The 25,185-nt window shown below is 35.6% G+C and carries 19 protein-coding genes; 14 read left to right on the top strand and 5 right to left on the bottom strand.

All coding sequences use genetic code 11. From position 1 onward, the window contains the following. Nucleotides 1-2: 2 nt before the first annotated feature. On the bottom strand, nt 3-395 hold the full coding sequence (locus FFWV33_RS18640) for a helix-turn-helix domain-containing protein (protein ID WP_108739144.1): 393 nt from the start codon (nt 393-395) through the stop codon (nt 3-5). Between the two features lie 83 nt (nt 396-478). Here FFWV33_RS18640 and FFWV33_RS18635 point away from each other — a divergent pair, with 83 nt between their 5' ends. From FFWV33_RS18635 to FFWV33_RS19405, 8 genes are all read left to right on the top strand, one after another. Further along, nucleotides 479-1,564, top strand: coding sequence for a TonB-dependent receptor domain-containing protein (locus FFWV33_RS18635; protein ID WP_108742296.1), 1,086 nt, complete (start codon nt 479-481; stop codon nt 1,562-1,564). 11 nt (nt 1,565-1,575) lie between these two features. Next, the gene (locus FFWV33_RS18630) at nt 1,576-3,054 is read left to right on the top strand and encodes a RagB/SusD family nutrient uptake outer membrane protein (RefSeq protein ID WP_108742295.1); all 1,479 of its coding nucleotides are present in this window, start codon (nt 1,576-1,578) and stop codon (nt 3,052-3,054) included. 15 nt (nt 3,055-3,069) lie between these two features. Continuing rightward, a complete protein-coding gene (locus FFWV33_RS18625; RefSeq protein ID WP_108742294.1) occupies nt 3,070-4,695 on the top strand; it encodes a hypothetical protein in 1,626 nt (541 codons plus the stop codon). A 12-nt stretch (nt 4,696-4,707) separates the two neighbouring features. Continuing rightward, nucleotides 4,708-6,354: a family 16 glycosylhydrolase gene (locus tag FFWV33_RS18620; protein WP_108742293.1), complete on the top strand. Its 1,647-nt coding sequence runs from the start codon at nt 4,708-4,710 to the stop codon at nt 6,352-6,354. Between the two features lie 67 nt (nt 6,355-6,421). Continuing rightward, nucleotides 6,422-8,722 (top strand): beta-glucosidase BglX, encoded by a 2,301-nt coding sequence (gene bglX, locus FFWV33_RS18615; protein ID WP_108742292.1) that lies wholly within the window; start codon nt 6,422-6,424, stop codon nt 8,720-8,722. A gap of 4 nt (nt 8,723-8,726) precedes the next feature. After that, complete coding sequence (locus FFWV33_RS18610; RefSeq protein ID WP_108742291.1) at nt 8,727-9,479, top strand: glycoside hydrolase family 16 protein; 753 nt, start codon at nt 8,727-8,729, stop codon at nt 9,477-9,479. Nucleotides 9,480-9,741: 262 nt separating this feature from the next. Then, nucleotides 9,742-10,329 carry an RNA polymerase sigma factor gene (locus FFWV33_RS18605; protein ID WP_108742290.1) on the top strand — a complete coding sequence of 196 codons (588 nt, stop codon included), beginning with the start codon at nt 9,742-9,744 and terminating at the stop codon, nt 10,327-10,329. Between the two features lie 52 nt (nt 10,330-10,381). Further along, on the top strand, nt 10,382-10,525 hold the full coding sequence (locus FFWV33_RS19405) for a hypothetical protein (protein WP_170111554.1): 144 nt from the start codon (nt 10,382-10,384) through the stop codon (nt 10,523-10,525). A 58-nt stretch (nt 10,526-10,583) separates the two neighbouring features. Here the strand turns inward: FFWV33_RS19405 and FFWV33_RS18600 are convergent, their stop codons facing one another. Beyond that, a complete protein-coding gene (locus tag FFWV33_RS18600; RefSeq protein ID WP_108742289.1) occupies nt 10,584-11,234 on the bottom strand; it encodes an endonuclease III domain-containing protein in 651 nt (216 codons plus the stop codon). A 374-nt stretch (nt 11,235-11,608) separates the two neighbouring features. On the opposite strand from FFWV33_RS18600, the gene bcp reads away from it, so the two are divergent. Further along, the gene (bcp, locus tag FFWV33_RS18595; protein WP_108742288.1) at nt 11,609-12,061 is read left to right on the top strand and encodes a thioredoxin-dependent thiol peroxidase; all 453 of its coding nucleotides are present in this window, start codon (nt 11,609-11,611) and stop codon (nt 12,059-12,061) included. 77 nt (nt 12,062-12,138) lie between these two features. Here bcp and FFWV33_RS18590 read toward each other — a convergent pair whose 3' ends face one another. The 3 genes from FFWV33_RS18590 to FFWV33_RS18580 form a co-directional block, all read right to left on the bottom strand. After that, nucleotides 12,139-12,768 carry a hypothetical protein gene (locus FFWV33_RS18590; RefSeq protein WP_108742287.1) on the bottom strand — a complete coding sequence of 210 codons (630 nt, stop codon included), beginning with the start codon at nt 12,766-12,768 and terminating at the stop codon, nt 12,139-12,141. Further along, nucleotides 12,765-13,664, bottom strand: a complete 900-nt coding sequence (locus FFWV33_RS18585) for a hypothetical protein (protein ID WP_159086084.1) — start codon at nt 13,662-13,664, stop codon at nt 12,765-12,767. The genes FFWV33_RS18590 and FFWV33_RS18585 overlap by 4 nt, the downstream gene beginning before the upstream one ends. 100 nt (nt 13,665-13,764) lie before the next feature. Beyond that, nucleotides 13,765-15,225, bottom strand: coding sequence for a TonB-dependent receptor (locus FFWV33_RS18580; protein ID WP_170111553.1), 1,461 nt, complete (start codon nt 15,223-15,225; stop codon nt 13,765-13,767). 98 nt (nt 15,226-15,323) lie between these two features. Between FFWV33_RS18580 and FFWV33_RS18575 the strand changes: the two genes are divergently transcribed. The 5 genes from FFWV33_RS18575 to FFWV33_RS18555 all read left to right on the top strand — a co-directional run bounded on the left by FFWV33_RS18575 (nt 15,324) and on the right by FFWV33_RS18555 (nt 25,185). Then, nucleotides 15,324-16,088 (top strand): MBL fold metallo-hydrolase, encoded by a 765-nt coding sequence (locus FFWV33_RS18575; protein WP_108742284.1) that lies wholly within the window; start codon nt 15,324-15,326, stop codon nt 16,086-16,088. Between the two features lie 12 nt (nt 16,089-16,100). Then, on the top strand, nt 16,101-16,601 hold the full coding sequence (locus tag FFWV33_RS18570; protein ID WP_108742283.1) for a hypothetical protein: 501 nt from the start codon (nt 16,101-16,103) through the stop codon (nt 16,599-16,601). Nucleotides 16,602-17,006: 405 nt separating this feature from the next. Then, nucleotides 17,007-20,042 (top strand): SusC/RagA family TonB-linked outer membrane protein, encoded by a 3,036-nt coding sequence (locus FFWV33_RS18565; protein ID WP_108742282.1) that lies wholly within the window; start codon nt 17,007-17,009, stop codon nt 20,040-20,042. A 33-nt stretch (nt 20,043-20,075) separates the two neighbouring features. Further along, nucleotides 20,076-21,716, top strand: coding sequence for a RagB/SusD family nutrient uptake outer membrane protein (locus FFWV33_RS18560; protein WP_108742281.1), 1,641 nt, complete (start codon nt 20,076-20,078; stop codon nt 21,714-21,716). A 136-nt stretch (nt 21,717-21,852) separates the two neighbouring features. Continuing rightward, on the top strand, nt 21,853-25,185 hold the full coding sequence (locus tag FFWV33_RS18555) for a VCBS repeat-containing protein (protein WP_108742280.1): 3,333 nt from the start codon (nt 21,853-21,855) through the stop codon (nt 25,183-25,185).

Genomic DNA, 25,185 nt, shown 5'->3' with positions numbered 1-25,185 from the left:
ACTTATAGCCCAGTAACTTTTAAAAAATTCTGCAAAGTCTTTTTGCAGATGACAATATTGTGTTGCTCCTCAAAGTAAATTAATACATTTTTTAAATTTCTATTGTGAAGTTCTAATTGCTTGGAAACTTCTTCCGTATAGTCTTTTAAAAGAGTTTTTGCTCCTCTTCCTTCTGATATAGCAAGAGAATCAACCCCAATACTAGCCCAACTATCAAACCAACGTTCAATCGTTCTGCGACTGACTTTAAAAATAGAAGCCAAGTCTTTAATCTTGTGTCTTTGATGTGATAAAACAAGGCATTGACTACGTTTCCTAACAGTATTATTAGGGCTATTTTGGTAAAGGTGCTCTAGTACCAAAACCTCTTCTTCTTTTAGTGTTACATATCTCATAATGAGATAAATATAGTAAATTTTTCATATATTAACAACAAAATACGACATTATTTTATTCTTATTACTTATTTAATGGTTCTTTGGTAAATGGTACTGCTATTGGTCAACTGGCTAATCCTAATTTAAAATGGGAGCAATCGCAAAAATTAGATGTAGGATTGGATGTAAACCTATTCAATAATAAACTGAACATTGTTGTAGATTACTTTAGAGATGTTCGTAAAGATTTATTAATTCAAAATATACCGGTTTCGGGTATTACAGGAGTATACGCACCAGGGTCTTCTTCACCAACTGTAAATGCAGGGACAGTGAGAAATACAGGTTTAGAATTTGCAACAAACTACAAAAATAAATTCTCAGAGAATTTTAATATGAGTTTAGGTTATAATGTGACTTTTATTAAAAATACTGTAACAGAAGTTAATAATGGTACAGGATATATTGAAGGAGGAGCCTTTGGTGTAGGTCAGGCAATGCCATCAAGAATGCAAGTAGGTTTGCCAATGGGTTATTTCTACGGTTACAAGACCAATGGAATTTTTCAAAATCAAGCAGAAGTTGCTGCAGCGCCATCACAATTGGCATTAGGAGCAAATGCATCACCTGGTGATATTCGTTTTGTGGATGTTAATGGAGATGGTGTTATTGATGTTAAGGACAAAACAAATTTAGGAAACCCTATTCCTAAAGCTACAATGGGTTTTAATATGCAATTGAATTACAAAAACCTAGATTTCGCCATGTATACCTTTGCATCAGTGGGGAATAAGATGGTTAGAAATTATGAAAGAAATGTAACAAATGCTAATCGTTTGACTTACGTGCTAGACCGTTGGACTGGAGAAGGAACTAGTAATAGTGTTCCTAGAGTGACTACAGGAGCAACTACAAACAATGTTTTCTCTGATTATTTTGTCGAAGATGCTTCTTATATCCGTATTCAAAACATACAATTAGGATATACCTTAAATCCTGAAATTTCTCAAAAAGCAAAAATTTCAAAACTACGTTTGTATGCAGGTGTAAACAACTTGTATACGTTTACAAAATATAAAGGTTTTGATCCAGGTGCTTCAAATGGTAGTCCAATTGGTGGTGGAATCGATTATGGTTTTTACCCTGTTCCAAGAACGTATATGGTTGGTCTAAATATTAACTTCTAATTCAAACAAAAATGAAAAAACATATATATAAAGGTTTAACAGCAATTGCTCTCTTTTCATTACTTACCGTTTCTTGTAGTGATGAATTCGTAGATCGTACGCCAGTTTATTCCATTGATTCAGAAAATTATTTCAATTCAAAAACAGATTTTGATAACGCTCTTGTAGCTGCTTATGATTTGTTACAATCTACTTATGTCAATGTAATGTTGGGAGAAATTGCTTCTGATAATACCTTGTGTGGTGGAGAAAGTCAAACGGATGTTATCGGTTTTCAACAAATTGATGACATGATTCATACTCCAACAAATAGCAATTTAAGAGATATCTGGAATTGGATGTTTGCTGGGATAAGTAGAGCTAACTACATTTTGGAATTTCAAAATAAAATTGATTTTGATGGTAAAACACAAATAATTGCAGAAGCTCGTTTTTTGAGAGCATATTATCAATTTGAATTGGTAAAATGGTTTGGTGGTATTCCAATTAAAGGTGATGCTCGTTTTACAATCGGAGACGAAAAAATTATTGCTCGTTCTACTGCTGCAGAAGTTTGTGCTACCGTTGAAAAAGATTTAATTTTTGCTGCTGCAAATCTAAGTGTTAGTCCAGCTCAACAAGGAAGAGCGACCAAAGGTGCCGCTTATGCATTGCTTGGAAAAGTTTATTTATATCAAAATAAATTTAAGGAAGCTGCTGATGCATTTGATAGTTGTATTGGTTTGCAAACCTATTCTTTAGTTACAGATTATAATACGCTGTTTGAAGAAGCTGGTGAAAATGGTAAGGAATCGATTTTTGAAGTTCAATATACAGATGTCGAGGGTGCTGGATTTACATGTTTACAATGTAGTGAAGGTAACGTAGCAGTTGGTTTTAACGGACCTAGAAGCTATGTCGGTTCGGTATTTACTTCAGGATTTAGTTTTAATATTCCTACTGCCAAAGTAGTTAATGCTTTTGAAGTGGGTGATAATCGTAAATCTGTTGCAATTCTAGATATGCCAGCATGGTCATTGGCAACAGGAGCGACCTACGGAAAAGGATATGAGGATACAGGTTACTTTAACAGAAAGTATATTCCAAGAAAAAGAAGCACTACTGCTGCGGGAGATTTAAACTTAACCAACCCTGCAAATTACAGAGCGATTCGTTATGCTGACGTATTATTAATGGCTGCCGAAGCGTATAACAGAGGTAGTATTAGTGATGCAACTGCTAGAGGATATTTGAACCAAGTTAGAAGAAGAGCTTTTGGTGATAACAATCATGATATAACTGCATCTGGTGCAGCTTTAACTGATTTTATTTATGCAGAAAGAAGAGTAGAACTAGTGGGTGAAGGACACCGTTTCTTTGATTTAGTTCGTACAGGTAATGCAGCTAAAGAAATTACTGGTTTTACAACGGGTAAAAATGAATTGTTCCCTATTCCTATTGAAGAAATTCAGTTTGCTGCTGGAAACTGGGCACAAAATCCTGGATACTAATAAAAAAAAACTATTATGAAAAATTTAAAATATATAGCAAGTCTTATTGTAGCTGCAGTAGTTTTTAGCTGTGCTACCGAGAATGATCTTATTGATTTGGATGCTCTTTCGGCACCAACAAATATTTCTGCCCTAACTACGGTTACTCAGGATAATACAGGTAAAGTTACCTTTTTGCCTCGCGGTGAAGGGGTTACGCAATATGAAATTCTTTTTGGTGATGGAACAACTACAGCGGCAATTGTAAGCCCAGGTGGAACAGTAGATCACATTTACAAAGAAGGTGTTTATGATGCGACAATTACTGGTAAAACTGTGAATGGAAAAAGTACATCTGTAATTCAAAAAGTAACAGTTTCTTTCAAAGCACCAGAAAACTTGGTGGTTACTATTGACAATGATTTGGCTACTTCAAAACAAGTGAATGTAAAAGCAACAGCAGATTTTGCCTTGTTTTATGATGTTTACTTTGGCGAAGCAGGAAAACCAAATCCAATTAGTGCAAATAATGGCGAATCGGTTTCATACACCTACCAAGAGGCAGGCGTGTACACCATTAGAGTAGTTTCAAAAAGTGCAGCGATTAAAACAACTGAGTTGTCAAAAGTGTTTACTGTTACAACAGTAAGTAAACCATTTACATCAGCAGCAACTCCTCCAAACAGACAAGCTTCAGATGTGATTTCTATCTATGGATCGAAATATACAAATGTTGCAGGTACAAATTGTTTTCCAGATTGGGGACAAGCTGGTCAAGGAAGTAGTTGGGCAGAGTTTGACTTAAACGGTGATAAAATGCTAAATTATATCAACTTGAGTTACCAAGGGATTGCGCTAGCAGACAATACTTCAATTGATGTTTCTGGAATGGAATTTATCCACATGGATGTATGGACCGCTAAGTTGCAAAAAATTGAGACGTCTTTAATTAGTAAAACAGGAGAGAGACCAGTTGTAAAAGACTTAGTTGCAAACCAATGGACGTCTATTGATATTCCTATTTCTGCCTTCACAAGTCAAACTGGATTTACTGTAAAAGACATTATACAATTAAAATTAGTAGGAACGCCATGGGCTGGAGGAAGTGTCTTTGTAGATAATATTTATTTCTACAAAACAGCAACATCTACTATAGGTATGCCTTTAGATTTTGAATCGTCTACTCTAACGTATCCTTGGACTTGTTTTGGATCTGCAAGCTTTGGTGCTATTCCAGTTTCTATAGTGACCAATCCTGATAAAACAGGAAATAATGTATCAGACAAAGTGGTTAAAATAGAAAAATCTGCTGGCGCGCAAGTATGGGCAGGAGCAAGTTTAGATTTGGATGCCAAAATGGATTTTACAAAAGGAACAAGCATAAAAGTCAATGTATGGTCACCAAAAGTGGGTGCTATTATTTTATTCAAAACAGAAGTATCTACATCTACAAAAGATGGTAATGGTAATCCAACAGTCTTTGTAGAGGTACAAGCTACTACTACAGTTGCAAATTCTTGGCAAGTACTTACTTTCGATCTTACGTCTGCAACTTCGTTCAAAACTACAAATGCATATGATAGAGTAATATTGTTCCCAGATTTTAATGTTGCGGGTTCAGGATCAACATATTATTTTGATGATATTAAACAATCCAACTAAAAAAAACACAAGATGAAAAATATACTAATAAAAATAATGGCTCTCTTTACCTTGTTATTGATGGTAAATTGCGCCAAAGATGATTATTCTTTTGGATCTTTAATAGCACCAACAAATATAGTGGTAACCTATGAACTAGTCGGTAAGACAGCTGCTATGCCCGATGGTGATGGTAGTGGTCTGGTAAAATTTACAGTAAAAGCAGATAATGCAATTTCGTATAAGTTTGTGTTTACAGATGGTACTTCAGAATCTTCTCCTAGTGGTGTTTTCGAAAAACGTTTTACAACTACGGGTGTAAATACCTATACTGTAACAGTTTTAGCCTCAGGAAAAGCAGGTTTAACTAGTAACACAACTGTTGATGTAAAAGTTTTAAGCACCTTTAGTGATGCCGAAGCTGTTGCCTTTTTAACTGGAGGTACATCAAAAAAATGGTACTTTTCTGCTTCAGAGGTTGGACATTTAGGAGTAGGACCTAACAATTCAGATGCTACACAAAATTACTATGGAGCATATTACCAAGCAGCAGCTTGGGAAAAAGCGGGAGCAGCAAGTAGCAGTTGTTTGTATAACAATGTATTGACTTTTTCTGAAGTTGGCGGACTATTGAAATTTAATTTGGATAATGGTGGTACTACTTTCTTTAATTCATCTTATTTAAGTGTTGCTGGTGGATCTGGAACAGATGATTCTTGTTTGACTTATTCGGCAACTGGAACAAAAGCGGTTTCTTTGAGCCCATCGGCTTCGGTTATCACCAAAAATGCTAATGCTGCAACTCAGACAAGAGGTACTTTAATGACATTCTCTGATGGTGGATTTATGGGGTATTATGTTGGACAAAGTACATACGAGATTTTATCTATTACTGAAAATAGAATGGTAGTTAGAGCTATTATGGGTAACAATCCTGCCTTAGCTTGGTATCATACTTTTGTGAGTACAAAGCCTACGCAAGCTGTAGCCACTGTAGATTACACAAAATTAGTTTGGTCTGATGAGTTTAACACAGATGGAACTCCTGATGCAACAAAATGGACTTATGACCTAGGTGCAGGTGGATGGGGAAATAGTGAATTGCAAACCTATACTAACAATACAGAAAATGTTGCCGTATCAGCAGGAACTTTAAAAATAACAGCTAAAAAATCGGGTTCTAGTTATACTTCTGCTCGTTTGAAGTCTGAAGGGAAATTCAAATTTACTTACGGTAAAGTAGAGGTAAGAGCAAAACTACCTGTAGGTGGTGGTACTTGGCCTGCAATCTGGATGTTAGGTTCTGATTACGCAACAAATACATGGCCAGGATGTGGTGAAATCGACATAATGGAAGCAATTGGAAACGAACCAAATGTGATTCATGGAACGCTTCATTATCCAGGGAACTCTGGTGGGAATGGTAATACAGGCAAAACTACGATCACAAATGCCTCTACTGAGTTTCATGTTTACAAAACAGTGTGGAGTGCAGCATCGGTAAAAATTTATGTTGATGATGTATTATTTCACACCGTAGCAAATACAAGTAGCTTACCTTTCAATAAAGACTTTTTCATGATATTGAACGTAGCCATGGGAGGAACTTTTGGAGGATCTGTTGATCCAACATTTGCTCAATCTGCTATGGAGATTGACTATGTAAGAGTGTACCAATAATTTATATAAAAATGCAGTTAAAAGGTCGAAATCATTTTCGACCTTTTGATTATAAATACGATAGATAATGAGAAAATTACAAACAGTATCATTTGTCCTGTCTGCCGTTGCGGTGCTTAGTTGTAGTCATAAAATTACACAGCCAAAAGCAGCTTTTGTAACTAAAAATAATTTAGACACTAGAGTAGATTCAGTTTTGAAATTGATGACTTTAGACGAAAAAATTGGACAACTGAACCAATACAACGGCTTTTGGGAAATCACAGGTCCAACACCAAAGGATGGTCAGGCAGCAAAAAAATATGCCGATTTAAAAAATGGTTTGGTCGGTTCTATGCTAAATGTCAAAGGTGTTAAAGATGTAAGAGCACTTCAAAAAATTGCTGTAGAAGAAACCCGTTTAGGTATTCCGCTTATTTTTGGTTTTGATGTCATCCACGGTTACAAAACGATCAGTCCAATTCCACTTGCTGAAGCGGCAAGCTGGGATATGGCCGAAATCAAAAAGTCGGCTGCTGTTGCTGCAGAAGAAGCGGCATCTGTTGGTTTGAACTGGACATTTGCACCTATGGTAGATATCGCACGTGATGCCCGTTGGGGTCGTGTGATGGAAGGCGCTGGAGAAGATCCATTTTTGGGAAGTCAAATTGCGGTCGCACGTGTAACGGGTTTTCAAGGTGATGACTTGACCAAGAGAAATACAATATTGGCTTGTGCCAAACATTTTGCTGGTTATGCTTTTGCAGAATCAGGTCGCGATTACAACACTGTTGATGTAGGCGAATCTACATTGCAAAACATTATCTTTCCTCCGTTTAAGGCGGCTTTGGATGCAGGTGTACGCACCTTTATGAACTCTTTTAATGAATTAAACGGGGTTCCAGCCACGGGTAATAAATATTTGCAGAGAACGATTTTAAAGGGTGACTGGAAATTTGATGGTTTTATAGTATCAGATTGGGGATCAATCAACGAAATGATTGCTCACGGTCATGCTAAAGATAGTAAGCAAGCCGCAGAGATTGCAATCAATGCAGGATCAGATATGGATATGGAGTCTAGTGCTTATGTTGAGCACTTAGCAACTTTGGTCAAAGAAGGCAAAGTAAAAGAAGCTTTAATTGATGATGCTGCTCGCAGAATCTTAAAAGTGAAATTTGAATTGGGCTTATTCGATAATCCTTATTTGTATTGTGATGAGAACTATGAGAAAGAAACAGTAGGGAAACCGGCTTTTCATGAAGCAGTTTTGGACATGGCAAAAAAATCAATCGTTTTATTAAAGAACGAAAAAGAGCTTTTACCACTGAAAAAATCAGGGCAAAAAATTGTTCTTATTGGTGCATTAGCCAATGATAAAACGAGTCCGCTTGGAAGTTGGAGAATTGGTGCTGATGATAATACAGCAGTTTCTCTTCTTGAGGGAATGAAAAAATATACAGGCAATGCATTAACCTATGTAAAAGGTGCTGACGTAGCTGTTGGAAGAACAGAGTTTGTATGGGAAACCAAAATCAACATGACTGACAAAAGCGGTTTTGCAGAAGCAATCGCAGCAGCAAAAAATGCCGACGTGGTAGTGTTGTCATTAGGGGAACATGGTTTACAATCTGGAGAGGGTAGAAGTAGAACTGATTTGGGCTTGCCTGGTGTTCAACAAGAACTTCTTGAAGAGGTGTACAAAGTAAATCCAAATGTAGTTTTAGTTCTTAATAATGGTCGTCCGTTGGCTATTCCTTGGGCCGATGCTCATGTACCAGCCATTGTTGAAGGTTGGCAGTTAGGAACTGAAAGTGGTAATGCTATTGCACAAGTACTTTATGGAGATTACAATCCAAGCGGAAAATTACCTATGACGTTCCCTAGAAACGTAGGCCAGTTACCGTTATATTACAATTACAAAAGTACGGGTCGCCCAATGATGAATGAACCAGAAAGCGTTTTTTGGTCGCATTATCAAGACGAAAAAAATACACCTCTTTATCCATTTGGTTATGGTTTGAGTTATACTAAATTTGATTATTCGAATCTTGAATTAAATCAAAGTTCATTTTCGAATGACGGAAAAATTGAGGTTTCAGTTACGCTGAAAAATAGTGGGAAGTATGCCGGAAAAGAAGTTGTTCAACTCTACATCCATGATATTTTTGCTTCGATTACAAGACCTGTAAAAGAGCTAAAAGGATTTGAAATGGTCGAATTACAGCCTAACGAATCTAAAAAAGTAACTTTTGTTATTGACAAAAAAACAATTGAGTTTTATACAGCAAATTCTAAATGGGAAGCTGAAGCAGGAGATTTTAAAGTGTTTGTTGGCGGAAGTTCTGCAAAAACATTAGAGGCTGATTTTCAATACCAAAAAAACTAGAAAGATGAAGAAGTATGCACTCTTATTTTTGATTTCAACGCTGGCCATTGCACAACCAAAAGGGAAAAAGCTGGTATGGGAAGAACAATTTTCAGGTAAGGAACTAAGTTCAAACTGGAATATTGAGCTAGGTGATGGCTGCCCTAATTGTGGTTGGGGAAACAATGAACGCCAACTGTATTCTGATCAAAACCATAAATTGGTTGAGGGAAACCTAGTGATTACAGCTACCAAAGAGGGTAATAAATACAGTTCTACTCGAATAACTACTCAAGGAAAAAAGGAATTTCAGTACGGGTATTTTGAAGCAAGAGCAAAGTTACCAGTTGGACAAGGTGTATGGCCTGCCTTTTGGATGTTGGGGTCAAATATCAAGCAAGTTGGATGGCCTAAATGTGGTGAAATTGATATTTTAGAATATGTGGGTAAGGAACCTAATATCGTTTTTACTTCCCTGCATACGCAAGACAGTCATGGCAATACTATTAATACAAAGAAAACCAAGATTGAAACAATCGAACAAGGTTTCCACTTGTATGCAATAGACTGGAGCAAAGATAAAATTGCATTCTTTGTAGATAACAAATTGGTGTATACCTTTGAGCCAAAAACTAAAACAGAAGCGACATGGCCGTACAATCAGCCGTTTTATTTCTTGATTAATCTAGCAATAGGTGGTGATTTTGGTGGTCCCGAAGTAGATGACTCTATTTTTCCGCAAAAGTTTGAAATAGATTATATAAAAGTTTATCAGTAATATTAAAAAGAGGAACAGTTTTTGCTCCTCTTTTTTTTTATTTTAAAAAAGCCCAAAAAACACTATTACACTACACTTTAGACCAAGGTGCGTGTATTAAAAATAATTTTAGCAAACATATTTTAACAACATTTAGTTGTGATTTTAAATAAATTTTTGTTAAATTTGTTTTAACAATAACATAAACAAAGCAAAAGCCTATAGCATAACAATACTTTTTTTTAGACAGTTACAAAAATTAAGAAAACTAAAAGGTATTATTATGGCTACTACTATAGAACACTCAGATGCTTTATTGGTCAAAGATTATGTAGCAGGGAATGAAAAAGCCTTGGAAACATTAATCAAAAGACATCAATCAAGAATATACGGTTTCATCTATTCAAAAATTGCAGATTCCGATATATCCAACGATATATTTCAAGATACATTTATCAAAGTAATCAAGACATTAAAAAATGATTCGTATAACGAAGAAGGAAAGTTTCTTCCGTGGGTAATGCGTATTGCACACAATTTGATTATCGACCATTTCAGAAGAAATAAAAAAATGCCAATGTTTAGAGAAACAGAGAGCTTTTCAATTTTTTCGATCATGTCTGACGATACACTCAATGTAGAAAACCAAATCATCAGTGATCAAGTAGAATGTGATGTGCGCAAATTATTAGACGAGTTGCCACAAGACCAAAAAGAAGTTTTGTTAATGCGCATGTATCAAGACATGAGTTTTAAAGAAATTGCAGAGGTTACAGGAGTTAGTATCAATACCTCATTAGGTCGCATGAGATATGCCTTAATGAACTTACGAAAAGTCATAGACAAACATCAAATTGTTTTGACCAATTAAACAATAAGTACAACATTTTGCCGTTCTATTATAAAATAATATAACCTACATTATGGCAAAAATTTACTCTAAGAAAAATGATGCTTCAAAAGCATTAAAACCTAAAAAAGAAATCGTTTCTTTTTTAATAAATTACTCAAAAGCCTTAACCATCATCAAAGGCAACGAACATACATTTGAAATCATTTCAAATTAAACTTTGTTTTATTTTTTTTTGTAAAATTCACTTATCTGATTCGTCAGTTAAGTGAATTTTATTTTTTAGCATAGCCGTCCAAAACTGTTTTACGTCCAATTGTCTTTGTAATGATATCTTTATCAAGATCCCAACCACGCGCAGGCGAAAATTCTCTACCATACCAAATCATTTGCAAATGCAAGTCGTTCCAGATTTCTTCAGGAAAAAGACGTTTGGCATCCTTCTCTGTTTGGACCACATTTTTACCATTTGTCAAATTCCAGCGGTACATCAAGCGATGAATGTGCGTATCAACCGGAAAAGCGGGTACCCCAAAAGCTTGAGACATTACCACACTTGCCGTTTTGTGTCCCACCGCGGGTAGTTCTTCCAAATACTCAAAACTTTGCGGCACCACACCACCATGCTTATCGATCAAAATATGCGACAACCCATGAATTCCCTTTGATTTCATTGGCGACAGTCCGCATGGTCGTATGATCTCCTTTATTTCTTCTACGCTCATTTTAATCATGTCATACGGGTTATCCGCACGGGCAAATAGTAAAGGCGTAATCTGGTTCACACGCACATCCGTACATTGTGCAGACAGCAAAACTGCTATCAATAAAGTATAAGGATCCTTATGGTCCAACGGAATCGGAATGGTGGGGTAGTATTCTTTTAACGTATTTATAACAAATGTTACGCGCTCTTGCTTAGTCATTAGTGTAATTTTATATCTTGTAAAAATAATATAAATTTTACTTAGTGCCTAATCCAGCTGTTCATTGCAAGTCCTCCCTCAAAAACTTTTTTTTCTAAGTTTATAAAGGAGCTTCCTGCCGGTCGCTCTTTATAAACAAGAAAAAAATAAGTTTTTTCAGTCCGGGCTTTCCATTACCATCTGGGGCAGAATCAGAAGTCAAAAGTCAAAAGTCAAGAATCAAAAGTCAATTTCAAATATCAAATTTCAAAATTCAATTTCAATTTTAAAAAATCAAATTCTATAGTTTATAGTTAAATTCAAATTTCGGAATAAATTTTAAACAGTTAATTATAATAACCTAACCAATACGTCTTAACGCAAAACATAAATATATGACAACATTAAAACAAGGAGATAAAGCACCCAATTTTTCAGGACTAGACCAAGACGGAAACGTACATACGCTAGCAGATTACGCAGGCAAAAAACTAGTGGTTTTCTTTTATCCAAAAGCAAGTACACCTGGATGTACTGCTGAGGCATGTGACCTACGTGACAATTTTGCCCGTTTTGAAGCCAATAATTACGCACTTTTGGGAGTAAGCGCAGATGCCGCTGCAAAACAAACAAAATTTAAAGAAAAGTATGAACTGCCTTTTCCATTACTTGCCGATGAAGATCGCTCAGTGATAGAAGCCTTTGGTGTTTGGGGACCAAAAAAGTTCATGGGAAAAGAGTATGATGGTATCCACCGTACTACCTTTGTGATTAACGAAGAAGGCGTTATCGATGAGGTGATAGAAAAAGTAAAAACAAAAGAACACGCTGCTCAAATTTTGAAGTAAGCGCTAACTTCATCTCATAAAAAAAGGTCTGCAATTTGATTGCAGACCTTTGTTGTTTACTTTTATTTTGAGAAGTTTTATTTTATTTTATTGAATATCCCTGATTTATCAACTTTATATTTGATCACTTGGGTTGTAGTATCACTTACTTGTTTTTTACCAACAATATCACCGGCTTCATTAAATGCCAAACCATCAACAGCTGTTTTCCTTACGATTATAGTTCCGTCTTTTTCGATCAAAAAGTTACGATAATATTCAGTTTCAAAGGTAAAACGGCAATCAACTAACAAAGCATCTTTTTGTACGCCAGCTTGATAACTATTAAGTTGCACGTTTACTACCTTCGAGTCATTTTCGCCAAAAGAATGATACGCTATTACCTTAAAATTAGTTTTATCCAAATCAAATTGGCTTAAATTATAATAATCAAAATCGGCCGTTTTATTGTAGTCAAAATCGTTTTCTTTTACATTAAAAGAAAGTTCTTCTTTTGTAAATGCCGTTGGATTTGGTAATCCAATAAAATCATATTCGCTGTATTCAGCATTAAATTTTAAATGCGGCTGTACGTCTTTCGAACTATAAAAATTTTCTACTTCTACTTTAGTTTCCGTTTCAGTTGGTACAGATGGAGTAGGCTTGACCTCTTTTTTACAAGAAGAAAAACTAAGGGCAATCAAACCTAGGATTAGCAATTTTCTCATAGTTTTATTTCTTTAAAATGAGGTTCATAATTTTGCACATGCAAATGATGATGGTGATTGGTGGTCTTGTGTGTGATATGGTGCAGAAACTTTGTTTTTTTATTGACGGTAACTGTCCATCCCAGCATTTTTTTCCATCCAAATTTGTATAGTGCATCATTCCATTTATTTTGTCTTCGGTAGTCTAGAGAATCTGCCGCTTTGTTGATGTTCAAGCTTGTGCCCACGCCACATTCTAGTGTTTTGTCGGCTCTTAAATATTTAAAATCACCATTATTTCCGTTAATATGACTTCGACTTGGTTTTGATGATCCGTCTTTGTGGCTAAAACCATTACAACCAATATCCAAATAATTTACCTCCAACATTGCGCCAAAAAAACTAGCTAAGGTTTGCTCGTTTACATACGATCGTGGAGAGTCCATGTTAAAATGATACTGAAAAGTCCCATTTTTATATGATTTTGGTACCTCTTCAAGGTTGACTAGATTTACTATTTCTCCAGCTTCACCACGGTATTTTTGTATTTTGTAAATTTTATAATCTCCTAGTTCATATTTCTTTCCCTTTTTATCAATGTAGACATAGCGGTATTTTCCTTTAAATTCCTCTTTTACTTTTTTGGGTATTACTTTTATTATCTTTCCGTTAAAATAGATTTTATAGGTTACTATTTCTACTTTTTGCTTTACAACTGCATTGAGTTTGGGTTTGTTGGCAGTCGTGTCCGGATTTCTTCTAAACAAGGTAGCTTTGGCGGCACTCTTGGTTGTAGTTCCAGTTCGCGTTGCCAAGCTGTCAATGGGTAGAGACAGTTTTGCAGCAGTAGCCGTAGTGCAAAAGAGCAACAATGTAATAATTGAGGTGAAAAGACGGTGGGGGCTGTACGTTTTCAAGTAAATGCGATTCTTTTTTTTTGAAGCCTTATTGAGGTTCAAAAGTTATTATATGGTAAAAGCAAGAACACAATGTATTCTTGCTTTTGTAGTGTGCTGCTTAATTTTTTTCTTCTAAAAAGTTATTCGGCTCGTAACCAAATAAATTACCTGCTTTTATAATCTCCGGAATACCATCTGGCAACATAGGCTCCCATCCTGTTTTTCCGCTGCTTATCATTTTTAGAACTTCTCTAGAAAATACAGTTAAATTATCTGGATCATAATTTTCGATGTCAATTACTTTACCATTAAATTTAAAGAACTTGTACAATTCTTTCATTCTAGGATGTACTTTCAAGTTGAGAGAAGTTTCAATTTCTCCATTTTCGTCCACCATTGGATATAAAAACACTTTCATGTCCCTAAAAAATAATTTTCCAAAAGCTTCCAAGATACCTCCGCTTAAATGGCGGTAGTACTTCTCATCAAATATATCAATTAAATTATTTACTCCCATTGCCAATCCCATGCGGGCTTTGGTATAGTTAGAGAAATATTCGACAACTTTATAATATTCTTGAAAATTTGAGATCATTACCGTTTGTCCAAGTGCACAAAGCAATTCGGCTCTGTCCATAAAGTCACGCTCGTCAATTTCACCATCAGAACGTAAGTTAGACAAGGTAATTTCAAAAATAGCCAAGGTGTTTTTTTCGTCTACTTTGTTTTCTTGGATAAACATCTCCAAGGATTTCTTGTACATGTCCATGTTAACTTTGGTCACAGGACGAAAACTTCCTCTCAAAGCAAGGATGTTCTTCTTGTACAAAATGGCAGCTGGCAAAACGTTTTTCCCTTGCGGATTAAACATCACGGCATCTGTCATACCGTTTTTAACCAATTGCAAACTCATCAAACGATTGTCTACTTCGGCAAAACGAGGTCCAGAAAAATTGATGGTATCAATTTCAAGTTGGTCTTTGTCAAGGTGATCATACAAATAACGCAACAATTTTTTTGGATCATTGTATTTGTAATAAGCGCCATATATTAAGTTTACTCCAAGAATACCTAATGTTTCTTGTTGCAAACGTACATCAGTTTCTTTAAAACGAATGTGTAAGATTATTTCGTTATACGCTTCTTCAGGTTCAATTTGGTAACTAATCCCGACCCATCCGTGTCCTTTAAATTGTTTTGCAAAATCGATAGTTGCTACTGTATTAGCGTAGCTAAAGAACATCTTATTGGGATGTTTTTCACGATTTAAACGTTGTTCAATTAAATTTACTTCATGATTAAGCATTCTTTTTAGGCGACTTTCGGTCACATAGCGACCGTCTGGCTCTATTCCGTAAACGGCATCGCTAAAATCTTTGTCGTATGCCGACATCGCTTTTGCAATGGTTCCAGAAGATCCTCCAGCTCTAAAAAAGTGCCTAACTGTTTCTTGTCCAGCACCTATTTCGGCAAAAGTCCCGTAAATGTTTTCGTTTAAATTGATGCGAAGCGCCTTATCCTTAACTGAAGGTATTTGCTCGATGACTTTGTCACCCTTTAATTTGATCTCAGTACCCATTTTTTTTATGTAAAATTGGCTTATATGTCACAAAGTTAATGAAATTGATAAGTAATGAAAGCTAATTAATGTTATTTTTGTAAAAAAATGAAATTGATTTGATAGTAAATTTTTTGGGTACAGGTACCTCTCAGGGAATTCCGATAATTGGTAGTGATCATCCAGTATGCTTGAGTTCGGATAGTAAAGATAAAAGACTACGGGTTTCAATTTGGATCCGGTGGGATGACTATTCATATGTGATAGATTGTGGTCCCGATTTTAGGCAGCAAATGTTGCGTGCCAATTGCAAAAAAGTAGACGGTATCTTGTTCACGCACGAGCATGCAGACCATACTGCGGGTATTGATGATATTCGTCCTTTTAACTTTCGACAGGGCGAAATGCCGATCTATGCGCATCCGCGAGTAATTGAAAATATTAAGTCGCGTTTTGCCTACATTTTTCAAACAGAAAATAAATATCCTGGCGCTCCTTCAGTGCGAACTATTGAAATCGCCAACAACCATCCATTTGAACTAGGACACAAATCCATTATTCCTATTGATGCTTTGCATGGTGATTTGCAGGTTTTTGGATTTCGAATTGATCGTTTTGCTTATTTGACAGATGTAAAATCAATAGAAGAAAGTGAAATAGCGAAGTTAAATGACTTGGATGTTTTGGTTATCAATGCATTGCGTGAAGAGCCTCATTTTTCGCATTTCAATTTGCAAGATGCGTTAGATTTTATAGCTTTGGTTAAACCTAAAAAGGCTTATCTGACTCACATAAGTCATATTATGGGCTTTCATGAAGAGGTACAAAAAAAGTTGCCAGAAAATGTATTTTTGGCTTATGATAATTTAGAAATTACACTATAATACAAATTTAAAATGAAAAGATCATTTTTGCTTTATGCTTTCATCCTGCTAGTTTTGGTAAATATTTTTACCTATGCCTATTATTCTGCCGAAGTAAAATTCGAACAAGAGCGCTACACACGTGTGACCAAAAAACTGAAAGACAGCTTGAGTTCTGTTTCTTCAAAATTAACAGATGCTAATTATTTTTCTTTAGAAAAAAACGAAAATGCTCAAAACTATTTCGAAGATTCCAATCCAGATAAGACAATTCAGTACGAAAAATTGATTCCAGTGATCAAAGAACGACTGATGGATTTAAATGCTAATCCAAAAGGGAATCCATACACCGGCCAAGATCAAATTGGAGCTAATAAATTCGTCATCAATAAGATAAAAATTCTTAATCACCGTTGGATTATCGTGGACTACAGCGATGGCGATATTTGGGGAGAGGCCTTGCTTAAATATTTTGTAAATGAGGATCAAACTTTGTCTTTTGAAGTAATACAGTCGTTGTTATACCAGAAATAGGGTCAATAATCAAATAGCAATAAAAGCAGCAATTATACAAGCGTATAGTTGCTGCTTTTTTTTTGATTTTTTTTAATCTTTATAAGAATTTTGTGATTCGTTAACATTTTTTTATATATTTACACGGTTCAATATTGAAAGTAGTTTTCTATTTGAAACAATTTTAATTTTTATAGGAAGGACTAGATTTCTTTTTTTTTAAAAAGGGTAAAATTAAGATTTATGTATTTTGTTTTGTTAAATTAAGTTAAAATTAGCTTGAAACAAGGTAAGATTAGATCAGTATTTTAGTTTAAATCAGTGTTCATTTATATAAATTTTTTATCACCTCTTAAAACCAAAAGAGGGTTTCAAAATTATTGCTTTTAGATTAAACATTATTACAAACCAAAACAACTAAAAATTATGAAAAACAGAATTTCAAGGTATTTGAAAAAAAGTACCTATTTAGGTCTTTTCTTGACACTGATGAGTGTTCAAGAATTTTATGCCCAACAAGTAACGGGTAGAGTGACAGACGAAACCAGTCAAGGAGTTCCAGGAGTTAATGTACTTAAAAAAGGAACTAGCTCAGGCGTTTCTACAGATTTGGATGGTAAATTTACTATCGCTGCCAAAGAAGGAGATGTATTATTAGTTTCGTTTATAGGGTATAATCCCCAAAGTATTAAGGTAGGGAAGTCGTCCACTATTAATGTAAAATTGGCGCCAGACGTAGCTTCTCTTGAAGAAGTTGTAGTTATTGGATATGGTACTGCCAAGAAAAAAGATGTTACTGGTGCTGTAAGTCAGGTAACCGCAAAATCATTTGCAGATCAACCAGTCGTGCGTGTAGAGGATGCATTACAAGGTAGAGCATCTGGTGTAATGGTATCGAAGTCAAGTGGTGCTCCTGGTGGAGAGATCAAAGTGCGTGTGAGAGGGGTGAACTCTATTACAGGTAGTAATGATCCACTAGTGGTAATTGATGGTTTAATTGGAGGAGACTTGAGTTCTTTGAATCCAAATGACATTGCATCTATGGATGTTTTAAAAGATGCATCGGCTACAGCTGTTTATGGAGTTCGTGGTTCAAATGGGGTAATTGTTATTACAACTAAGAAAGGATCGGGAAAAGGAAAAATAAATGTAGATTACTTTACATCTATAGCAACAATTCCAAAATATTTGCCAACATTGGCTGATAATGTAGGTGATTTTGCTCGAATAGAAAATGCTCGTAGAGGTACGGCTTTCTTTACTGCTGCTGATATTACTGCAATTGAAGCGCAAGGTGGTACAAATTACCAAAAAGAAATATTGAGAACTGGAATTTCAAAAAACTTACAGATTTCGGCTAGTGGTTCTGAAGGGAAATTAAGATATTTTATTTCTGGAAATTACAATAATGTAGAAGGAATTATTATTAATACCAATGCAGAGAAATTTGCAGCACGTTCTAATGTAGAAGCACAAGTAAATGATAAGTTGAAAGTGGGATTGAACCTGTTTGTGAATCGTTTTCAAAACCATAATAATTTTGAAACTTTTGGAAGTGATCAAGGAAGTTTGATCTACAAGGCTTTGACTTGGGATCCTACTACGCCAGTGTACAATGCAAACGGAGAATACAATTTGCGTTCTACTAGAAGTGTAGCTTCTTTGAATCAAAATCCAGTATATACTTTAGATAATAGTGATTTTCAACAAGTACAAGATCTGTTAAATGCGACTTTTAATTTAAGTTATAATATTTCTAAAGATTTTACGTATAGTTTAGTCCTTGGATCTGCGATTAACAATAATAGTGCACAAAACTATTTTGTGGAGAATAATAATAATATCCCGTCTGCAGGATTCGATACTAATAAATTCACTTCGTATCAAATGTCAAATATCTTGACATGGCACAAAGAATTTGGTAAACATGATTTGAAAATAACAGGAGTGCAAGAGTATAATAACTCTAAAAATTACATCAACTCTTTTTCTGGTTTGAATATTTCTTTACCAAAAGGATATTACTTCAATCAATTTGCTGATGCCTCTAGTAAAAAGTACGCCAGTAATTTTGCACAACAAGAGTTACAATCCTTCATGCTTCGTGGAGAGTATATCTTCAATAATAACTTATCGGTAACTGTAACCACTAGACGTGATGCTTCATCTGTCTTTGCAAAAGATAACAGAGTTGGGTACTTCCCATCTGCAGCAGTTGGGTATAGTCTTGACGAATTCTTACCGAAAGAAAGTTTTGTACATGCTTTAAAACTACGATTGGGTTGGGGACAAGTAGGAAATCAAAATATTGGTGCTTATGCTACGGATACAAGATACAACAATGTGTCGTATTCATTTGATGGAACAACGGCTTCGCCAGGTATCTTTCTTTTAAATTACGGAAATAAAGATTTGAATTGGGAAACGACTACACAATCCAATTTTGGAGTTGACTTAGGTTTTCAAGATAGAAGAGGAAATTTAAGTGTTGATGTTTACAAAAAGAACACTACTGATTTATTGTTAAATAATCCATTATCTGGATTAGATGGTGGTGGTGGTGCCGGAGGTAGTGCTCGTGGTTTTATCACTAATAATGTTGGAGAAGTAAGTAATAAAGGTATTGATGTAAACTTAGGTTACGATATTTTTAAAAATGATGATTTTACTTGGAACTCCAATGTTTCAGTTTCTTATGTAAAAAATAAGGTTGAAAAATTGAGCGACGGTAGAACTAAAATTGATGGAACTTTTGTTGCACCAGGAGGTCAATCAAGGGTATTAAACGTAATTGAATTAGGACAATCATTAGGACAGCTATACGGTGCTACATTTTTAGGAACATGGAAAACAGAGGATGTTATTCCAGTAAGCAAAACAACAGGAACTCCTGCAGGTGTTCCAGGACAAGCAAAATATGTTTTGGATGACAATAACAACGTAGCCTTTGGTGCTATTGGAAATGGAACACCAAAAATGTTTTTAGGTTGGAACAACTCTATTACTTACAAAAATTGGAACTGTAATATCTTTGTTCAAAGTGTTTCTGGGTTTGATATTTACAACATGACACAAGCAGGTATTAATGGAGGTGCTGGAGATTCAAGAAGTTTCATGTCTGCAGAGCAAGTAAATCAATGGACGGCTGCAAACCAAACTAATGTACCAACCAATTCAATTTTTTCAAACTCCTCTAAATTCTTAGAGAACGGAAACTTTATCAGGTTGAGCAACTTAAATATTGGATATACTTTTAAAGATGTTGCAGGATTCAAAAATACGTCTCTTAAGGTATATGCTTCTGGACAAAATTTATTTTTGTTTACTAAATATTCAGGTTACGATCCAGAAAATACTACAACAAGATCTACACAAGGTACATCTGATGTTACAGCGGGGATCAATGCAGGAGCATTTCCTACGCCAAGAACATATACATTGGGACTTAAATTTCAATTGTAATAGTAATTATTCGTTTAATAAAGTATAGAAAGTATGAAATCAAGATATAAAAAAATAAAACGCTATACAGGAGCCTTCTTGGTAGCATTATCAGTAATAGGAGCCTTCAATAGTTGCGAACAATTTGATCTGAATGAAAATCCAGGTGAGTCACAGTTCATCGTAGCGCCTTATTCTACAATTAATGAAATGGAACTAGCTGTTACAGGGATGTACGGTAAATTTAGAGATGCGGCACAAATGTCGACTTTCTATGTTAGTGGTTGGGGAGGTGATGATATCACTACACATCCATTAAGTAACAAAGCCGATTTTAGAGAATTTGACCAACGTAGTTTAACGCCTTACAACACAAGAACATTAGATACTTGGAGAAATGTTTATGGTTTAATTCGCTCTGCAAATACAGTTTTAGAAAACACAGCTGCTTCAACTTTGCCAACTACAAGTCAAGCACGTAAAGATGTTTTACTAGGAGAAACGTATTTTTTAAGAGCAATTATGTTCCACCATTTAGTGCGTATCCACGGTAAAATTGTAATTAAATTGGATACCAAATTAAGTGAAAATCCAGTTTTATCTCCTACAGTAGACGTGTACAAGCAAATTGAAAAAGATTTATTACTAGCAGAATCATTATTGCCTACAAAAACTACAGTAGGTTCAGCTAGACCAAACAAAGGATCTGTTAGAGCAATTTTAGCTCGTTTGTATTTGGATTGGGCAGGTTTCCCAGTAAAAGATGCGACAAAAAACACCAATGCGGCATCTAGCGCTAAAGCTGTTATTGATAATCAAGCCTCTTTTGGATTTGGAATGGTAACAGATTTAAATTCTCTTTGGAGTGAAGCAGGTAGAAACAATACGGAATCTGTTTTTACAGTCGAATTTTGTCAGCCTTGTGGATTACAAAATGCTAAATATGGTATGTTGGGAATTCCAGGAGATATTTTTGGATGGGGAGAGACTTTTGCAGAAGTTCGTTTTTACGAAGATTTCGATAAAGGGGCAAATTATACCAATTTCAACTCCTACAGAAAAAATGCAACCTATTATGAAACGTTACCATTGGATGCAAACGGCAAACCAACAGCAGCTGCTGTAGGCGCTCCGGTCAAGACTTGGAGTTGGAGAGAATCAAAAGATGTTCAAACACCAGTATTCAAAAAAGTAGTAGGTCTTTTGGCTGAAAATGCAGGTGTAAACTTTTATACTTCTAGAAATGATTACTGGATGAGAATGTCTGAGGTGTACTTGATCTATGCTGAAGCATCAGGTGCAGCCGGTGGTGTTGTTCCTCCAGATGCTTGGGAAGCATTAAATAAAGTACGTCGTAGAGCAAACAATTTACCTATAAATACTGCAGCTCCACTAATTGATGTGGTTTCAGGTAATTTAGTGGATATCGCATTTATAGAACGTAAGTGGGAGTTTGCTGGAGAGTATGTACGTTGGAATGACTTGGTTAGACGAGAAAAAGTCGCCGAAGCACTTGGTGGAACTGCAAGAGATCCGCAGGTGACAATCGGTACAAAATATAATGCTGATGGAAGCAAAACTCCACAAGCCTTAACCAAACCTGTCAATGCAATTTTAGGATCTTTGACAAATACAAATTACTTTGCGCCAATACCGCAGTCTGAAGTAGATTTGTATCCAAGTTTAAAGCAATAGGACAAATTAAGTTATAGAATCTAAAAACGGTACTGCCTCATGGGTAGTGCCGTTTTTTAGGTTTTTATTCTAGTTTTAAATCTAAATATTGTATTTTTAAAACCATATCAAAAGCTAACTATTTTTCTAAAACCATATGTTCAAATCTACTTCTCATAAAATACTATTATTTGCTTTAGTAGTAACTACAATTTTTAATTCCTGCAAAAACAAAGACGGCAATACAGAGGATGATTCTGTATTGTTTACGACAATTACGCCAGAAGAATCGGGTGTTGCTTTTGTAAACGAACTCAAAGAAGATCTTGATCTAAATTATTTTCAGTACAACTACATGTACATCGGTGGCGGTGTTGCAACTGCCGATTTCAATAATGACGGGTTAATTGATTTGTTTTTTACGTCAAATACACACGACAACAAATTGTACTTGAACAAAGGTGACTTCAAGTTTGAAGACATAACTGCAAAAGCAGGAATTACCAAGAGAGCCGGTTTTGATGCAGGAATAACAGTTGCCGATGTTAATAATGATGGCTTCATGGATATTTATATCACAAGAGGTGGTTGGGACGACTCTGATAATAAGTTTGCCAATATGTTGTACATCAACAACGGTAATATGACTTTTACCGAAAAAGCAGCAGAGTTCGGAATTGCAGATGCCAACCGCGGAATCAATTCGGTGTTTTTTGACTATGATAATGACAATGATTTGGATTTATTTGTATCGAATACGCCCGATATGACTAGCAAACCAGAGTTGGGTGATTTCAAGAGCTTAAAAACAAATCCAAATACAATCACCAAAAAAGGAAGTGACCGCTTGTATGAAAATGATGGTAAAGGACATTTTACAGATGTTTCTATAAAAGCCGGAATTGGGCCAGATACAGGATTCGGACTCAACCCAACAATTGGAGATTTGAACAATGATGGCTATTTGGATATCTATGTATGCAACGATTTTAATATTCCTGATTTTGTTTACCTCAATAACAAAAACGGAACGTTTACCGATCAGCGTGAGGCTGTGGTTAAGCATATGTCTTTTAATAGTATGGGCGGTGATATTGCCGATATCAACAATGATGGTTATTTGGATATCATGACGTTGGATATGAATCCCGAAGATTACATTCGATCCAAAACCACGATGGGAATGACCTCTAAAGAAAATTTCGATCAAATGGTTGACGAAGGGTACCACCACCAATACATGCACAATATGTTGCAACTGAATAATGGTAACGGAACTTTTAGCGAAATCAGTAAAATGTCTGGAATCGCGAATACCGATTGGAGCTGGTCTATTTTGTCAGCCGATTTTGATTTGGATGGGTTCAATGATGTTTATGTGACCAACGGCGTTTACAGAGACGTAATTGACAAGGACAAAAACAATGAAATTTTAGCCATTTTAAGAGCTAATAATCGAAAACCAACCAAAGAAGATTTCTTGGGCTTTGCACAAATGTTGCCGCAGCAAAAATTGACCAATTATTTTTATCGAAATAAAGGAGATTTGACATTTGAAGATAGTTCGAAAAAATGGAGTACAGCAACCAATACTTTTTCCAATGGTGCTGCTTATGCCGATTTGGACAACGATGGAGATTTGGATTTAGTCGTAAATAATATCAATGAAGCTGCGACTTTGCTGAAAAATAATTCGAGAGAATTGGATAAAGGGGAGTTTTTAGAAATTAATTTCAAAGGACCTGCAACCAATCCTTTTGGGGTTGGAACAACTGTAAATTTAGTCTTGAAATCGGGCGAAAAACAAACCCGTCAATTAATAAATACCAAAGGATTTTTGTCAGCAGTTTCCAATCAATTGCATTTTGGTATTAAGAAAGAGGAAACGATTGATCATCTTGAAGTTATTTGGTCTGATGGTAAAAAGCAAATCATCAAAGCACCAAAAAACAATCAGCAATTGGTTGTGAAGTATCAAGATGCAGTTGCAGGAACGACCAAAGCTGTTGCAGGCGCTATTTTATTCAAAAAAATGCCTTTTAGCTACAAGCATACTGATCCAAAAACAAACGATTACAAAGATCAAATTTTGTTGCCACATAAACTATCTCAGACAGGTCCTGCAGTAGCCAAAGCGGATGTGAACAAAGACGGAATCGAAGATGTGTACCTAGGCGGAGGTCACGGTCAAGCGGGGCAATTGCTTTTGGGTACAAGCACGGGCGGATTTTCGGCTCTTAACGTTGCAGATTTTAATTACGACAAGCAATTTGAAGATGTAGGTGCATGTTTTTTTGACGCTGATAATGATGGCGATCAAGATTTATATGTTGTGAGTGGGAGTTATGAATTTGATAAAACACCCAAATTGCTGCAAGATCGTTTGTACCTGAACGACGGAAAAGGACAGTTCAAACGCGCTATTAAAAATTTGCCTGAACTGTTTTCTGCAGGTTCTGTAGTGGTTGCCGCTGATTATGACAATGATGGTGACATGGATTTGTTTGTGGGTGGGAGAGTAGTTCCAAACAAATATCCTTATGCACCTAATAGTTATTTGTTGACTAATAATAAAGGTGTCTTCACAAATGAAACACCATCCAAAGCAGGTACTTTGCAAACCATCGGAATGGTGACTGATGCAGTTTGGTTTGATATTAATAATGATAAAAAACTTGATTTGGTAGTTTGTGGTGAATGGATGGGGATAGAAGTGTTCCTAAACAAAGGCGGATTCTTAGTGCCGACCAACGATTACAAAGCACTAGCCGATAGCAAAGGTTGGTGGAATAAACTGCTAGTAGCGGATGTTGATGATGATGGCGACCTTGATTTGGTTGCAGGGAATTTGGGACTGAATTATAAATTTCATGCCACTCCCAAAAAGCCATTCCATGTGTACACGCATGACTTTGATTATGATGGCGTAGAGGATATTTTTCTAGCCAATGAGTACAATAACACTCAAGTACCCGTGCGCGGAAAAGGCTGTACGGCTCAGCAAATGCCACATTTGAAAAATAAAATAACGAGCTACAAAAACTTTGCAGACGCAGATTTAAAAGGAATCGTAGGGGAGAGTATTAATTCGGCTTTGCATTATACGGTAACCGAATTTAGATCTGGAATTTTCATAAATAATGGCGCAGAAAATTTTGTTTTTGAACCCTTTTTGAATGAAGTGCAAACGGCTCCAATCAACAGTATTATTTATGATGACTTTGATGGTGATGGAAAAAAAGATTTAGTGATGGCAGGGAATAATTACCAGTCTGAAATTGAAACTACCCGATCAGATGCTGGTTTGGGCTACTTTTTGAAGAAAAACGCAAAGAATAAATTTAGTTATGTTTCGAATAAAACATCTGGGTTTTTTGCAGACAAGGACGTGAGAAATTGTATCGAAATAAAAAACAGCGGTAATAAATATATTTTGGTTGTAAATAATAACAATACGCACGATTTATTTAAAGTTGTATCTAAAAAATAA

The organism is Flavobacterium faecale (assembly GCF_003076455.1).
Taxonomy (GTDB): Bacteria; Bacteroidota; Bacteroidia; order Flavobacteriales; family Flavobacteriaceae; genus Flavobacterium; species Flavobacterium faecale.
The sequence above is the reverse complement of the archived record's forward strand: the minus strand, read 5'-3'. Positions and strand labels throughout refer to the sequence as shown.

Bases quoted from the DNA above. Each gene is read 5' to 3' on its own strand.
- FFWV33_RS18640 (WP_108739144.1), bottom strand. From the start codon at position 395: ATGAGATATGTAACACTAAAAGAAGAAGAGGTTTTGGTACTAGAGCAC.
- FFWV33_RS18630 (WP_108742295.1), top strand. From the start codon at position 1,576: ATGAAAAAACATATATATAAAGGTTTAACAGCAATTGCTCTCTTTTCA.
- FFWV33_RS18625 (WP_108742294.1), top strand. From the start codon at position 3,070: ATGAAAAATTTAAAATATATAGCAAGTCTTATTGTAGCTGCAGTAGTT.
- FFWV33_RS18620 (WP_108742293.1), top strand. From the start codon at position 4,708: ATGAAAAATATACTAATAAAAATAATGGCTCTCTTTACCTTGTTATTG.
- bglX (WP_108742292.1), top strand. From the start codon at position 6,422: ATGAGAAAATTACAAACAGTATCATTTGTCCTGTCTGCCGTTGCGGTG.
- FFWV33_RS18610 (WP_108742291.1), top strand. From the start codon at position 8,727: ATGAAGAAGTATGCACTCTTATTTTTGATTTCAACGCTGGCCATTGCA.
- FFWV33_RS18605 (WP_108742290.1), top strand. From the start codon at position 9,742: ATGGCTACTACTATAGAACACTCAGATGCTTTATTGGTCAAAGATTAT.
- FFWV33_RS19405 (WP_170111554.1), top strand. From the start codon at position 10,382: ATGGCAAAAATTTACTCTAAGAAAAATGATGCTTCAAAAGCATTAAAA.
- FFWV33_RS18600 (WP_108742289.1), bottom strand. From the start codon at position 11,234: ATGACTAAGCAAGAGCGCGTAACATTTGTTATAAATACGTTAAAAGAA.
- bcp (WP_108742288.1), top strand. From the start codon at position 11,609: ATGACAACATTAAAACAAGGAGATAAAGCACCCAATTTTTCAGGACTA.
- FFWV33_RS18590 (WP_108742287.1), bottom strand. From the start codon at position 12,768: ATGAGAAAATTGCTAATCCTAGGTTTGATTGCCCTTAGTTTTTCTTCT.
- FFWV33_RS18580 (WP_170111553.1), bottom strand. From the start codon at position 15,225: ATGGGTACTGAGATCAAATTAAAGGGTGACAAAGTCATCGAGCAAATA.
- FFWV33_RS18570 (WP_108742283.1), top strand. From the start codon at position 16,101: ATGAAAAGATCATTTTTGCTTTATGCTTTCATCCTGCTAGTTTTGGTA.
- FFWV33_RS18565 (WP_108742282.1), top strand. From the start codon at position 17,007: ATGAAAAACAGAATTTCAAGGTATTTGAAAAAAAGTACCTATTTAGGT.
- FFWV33_RS18560 (WP_108742281.1), top strand. From the start codon at position 20,076: ATGAAATCAAGATATAAAAAAATAAAACGCTATACAGGAGCCTTCTTG.
- FFWV33_RS18555 (WP_108742280.1), top strand. From the start codon at position 21,853: ATGTTCAAATCTACTTCTCATAAAATACTATTATTTGCTTTAGTAGTA.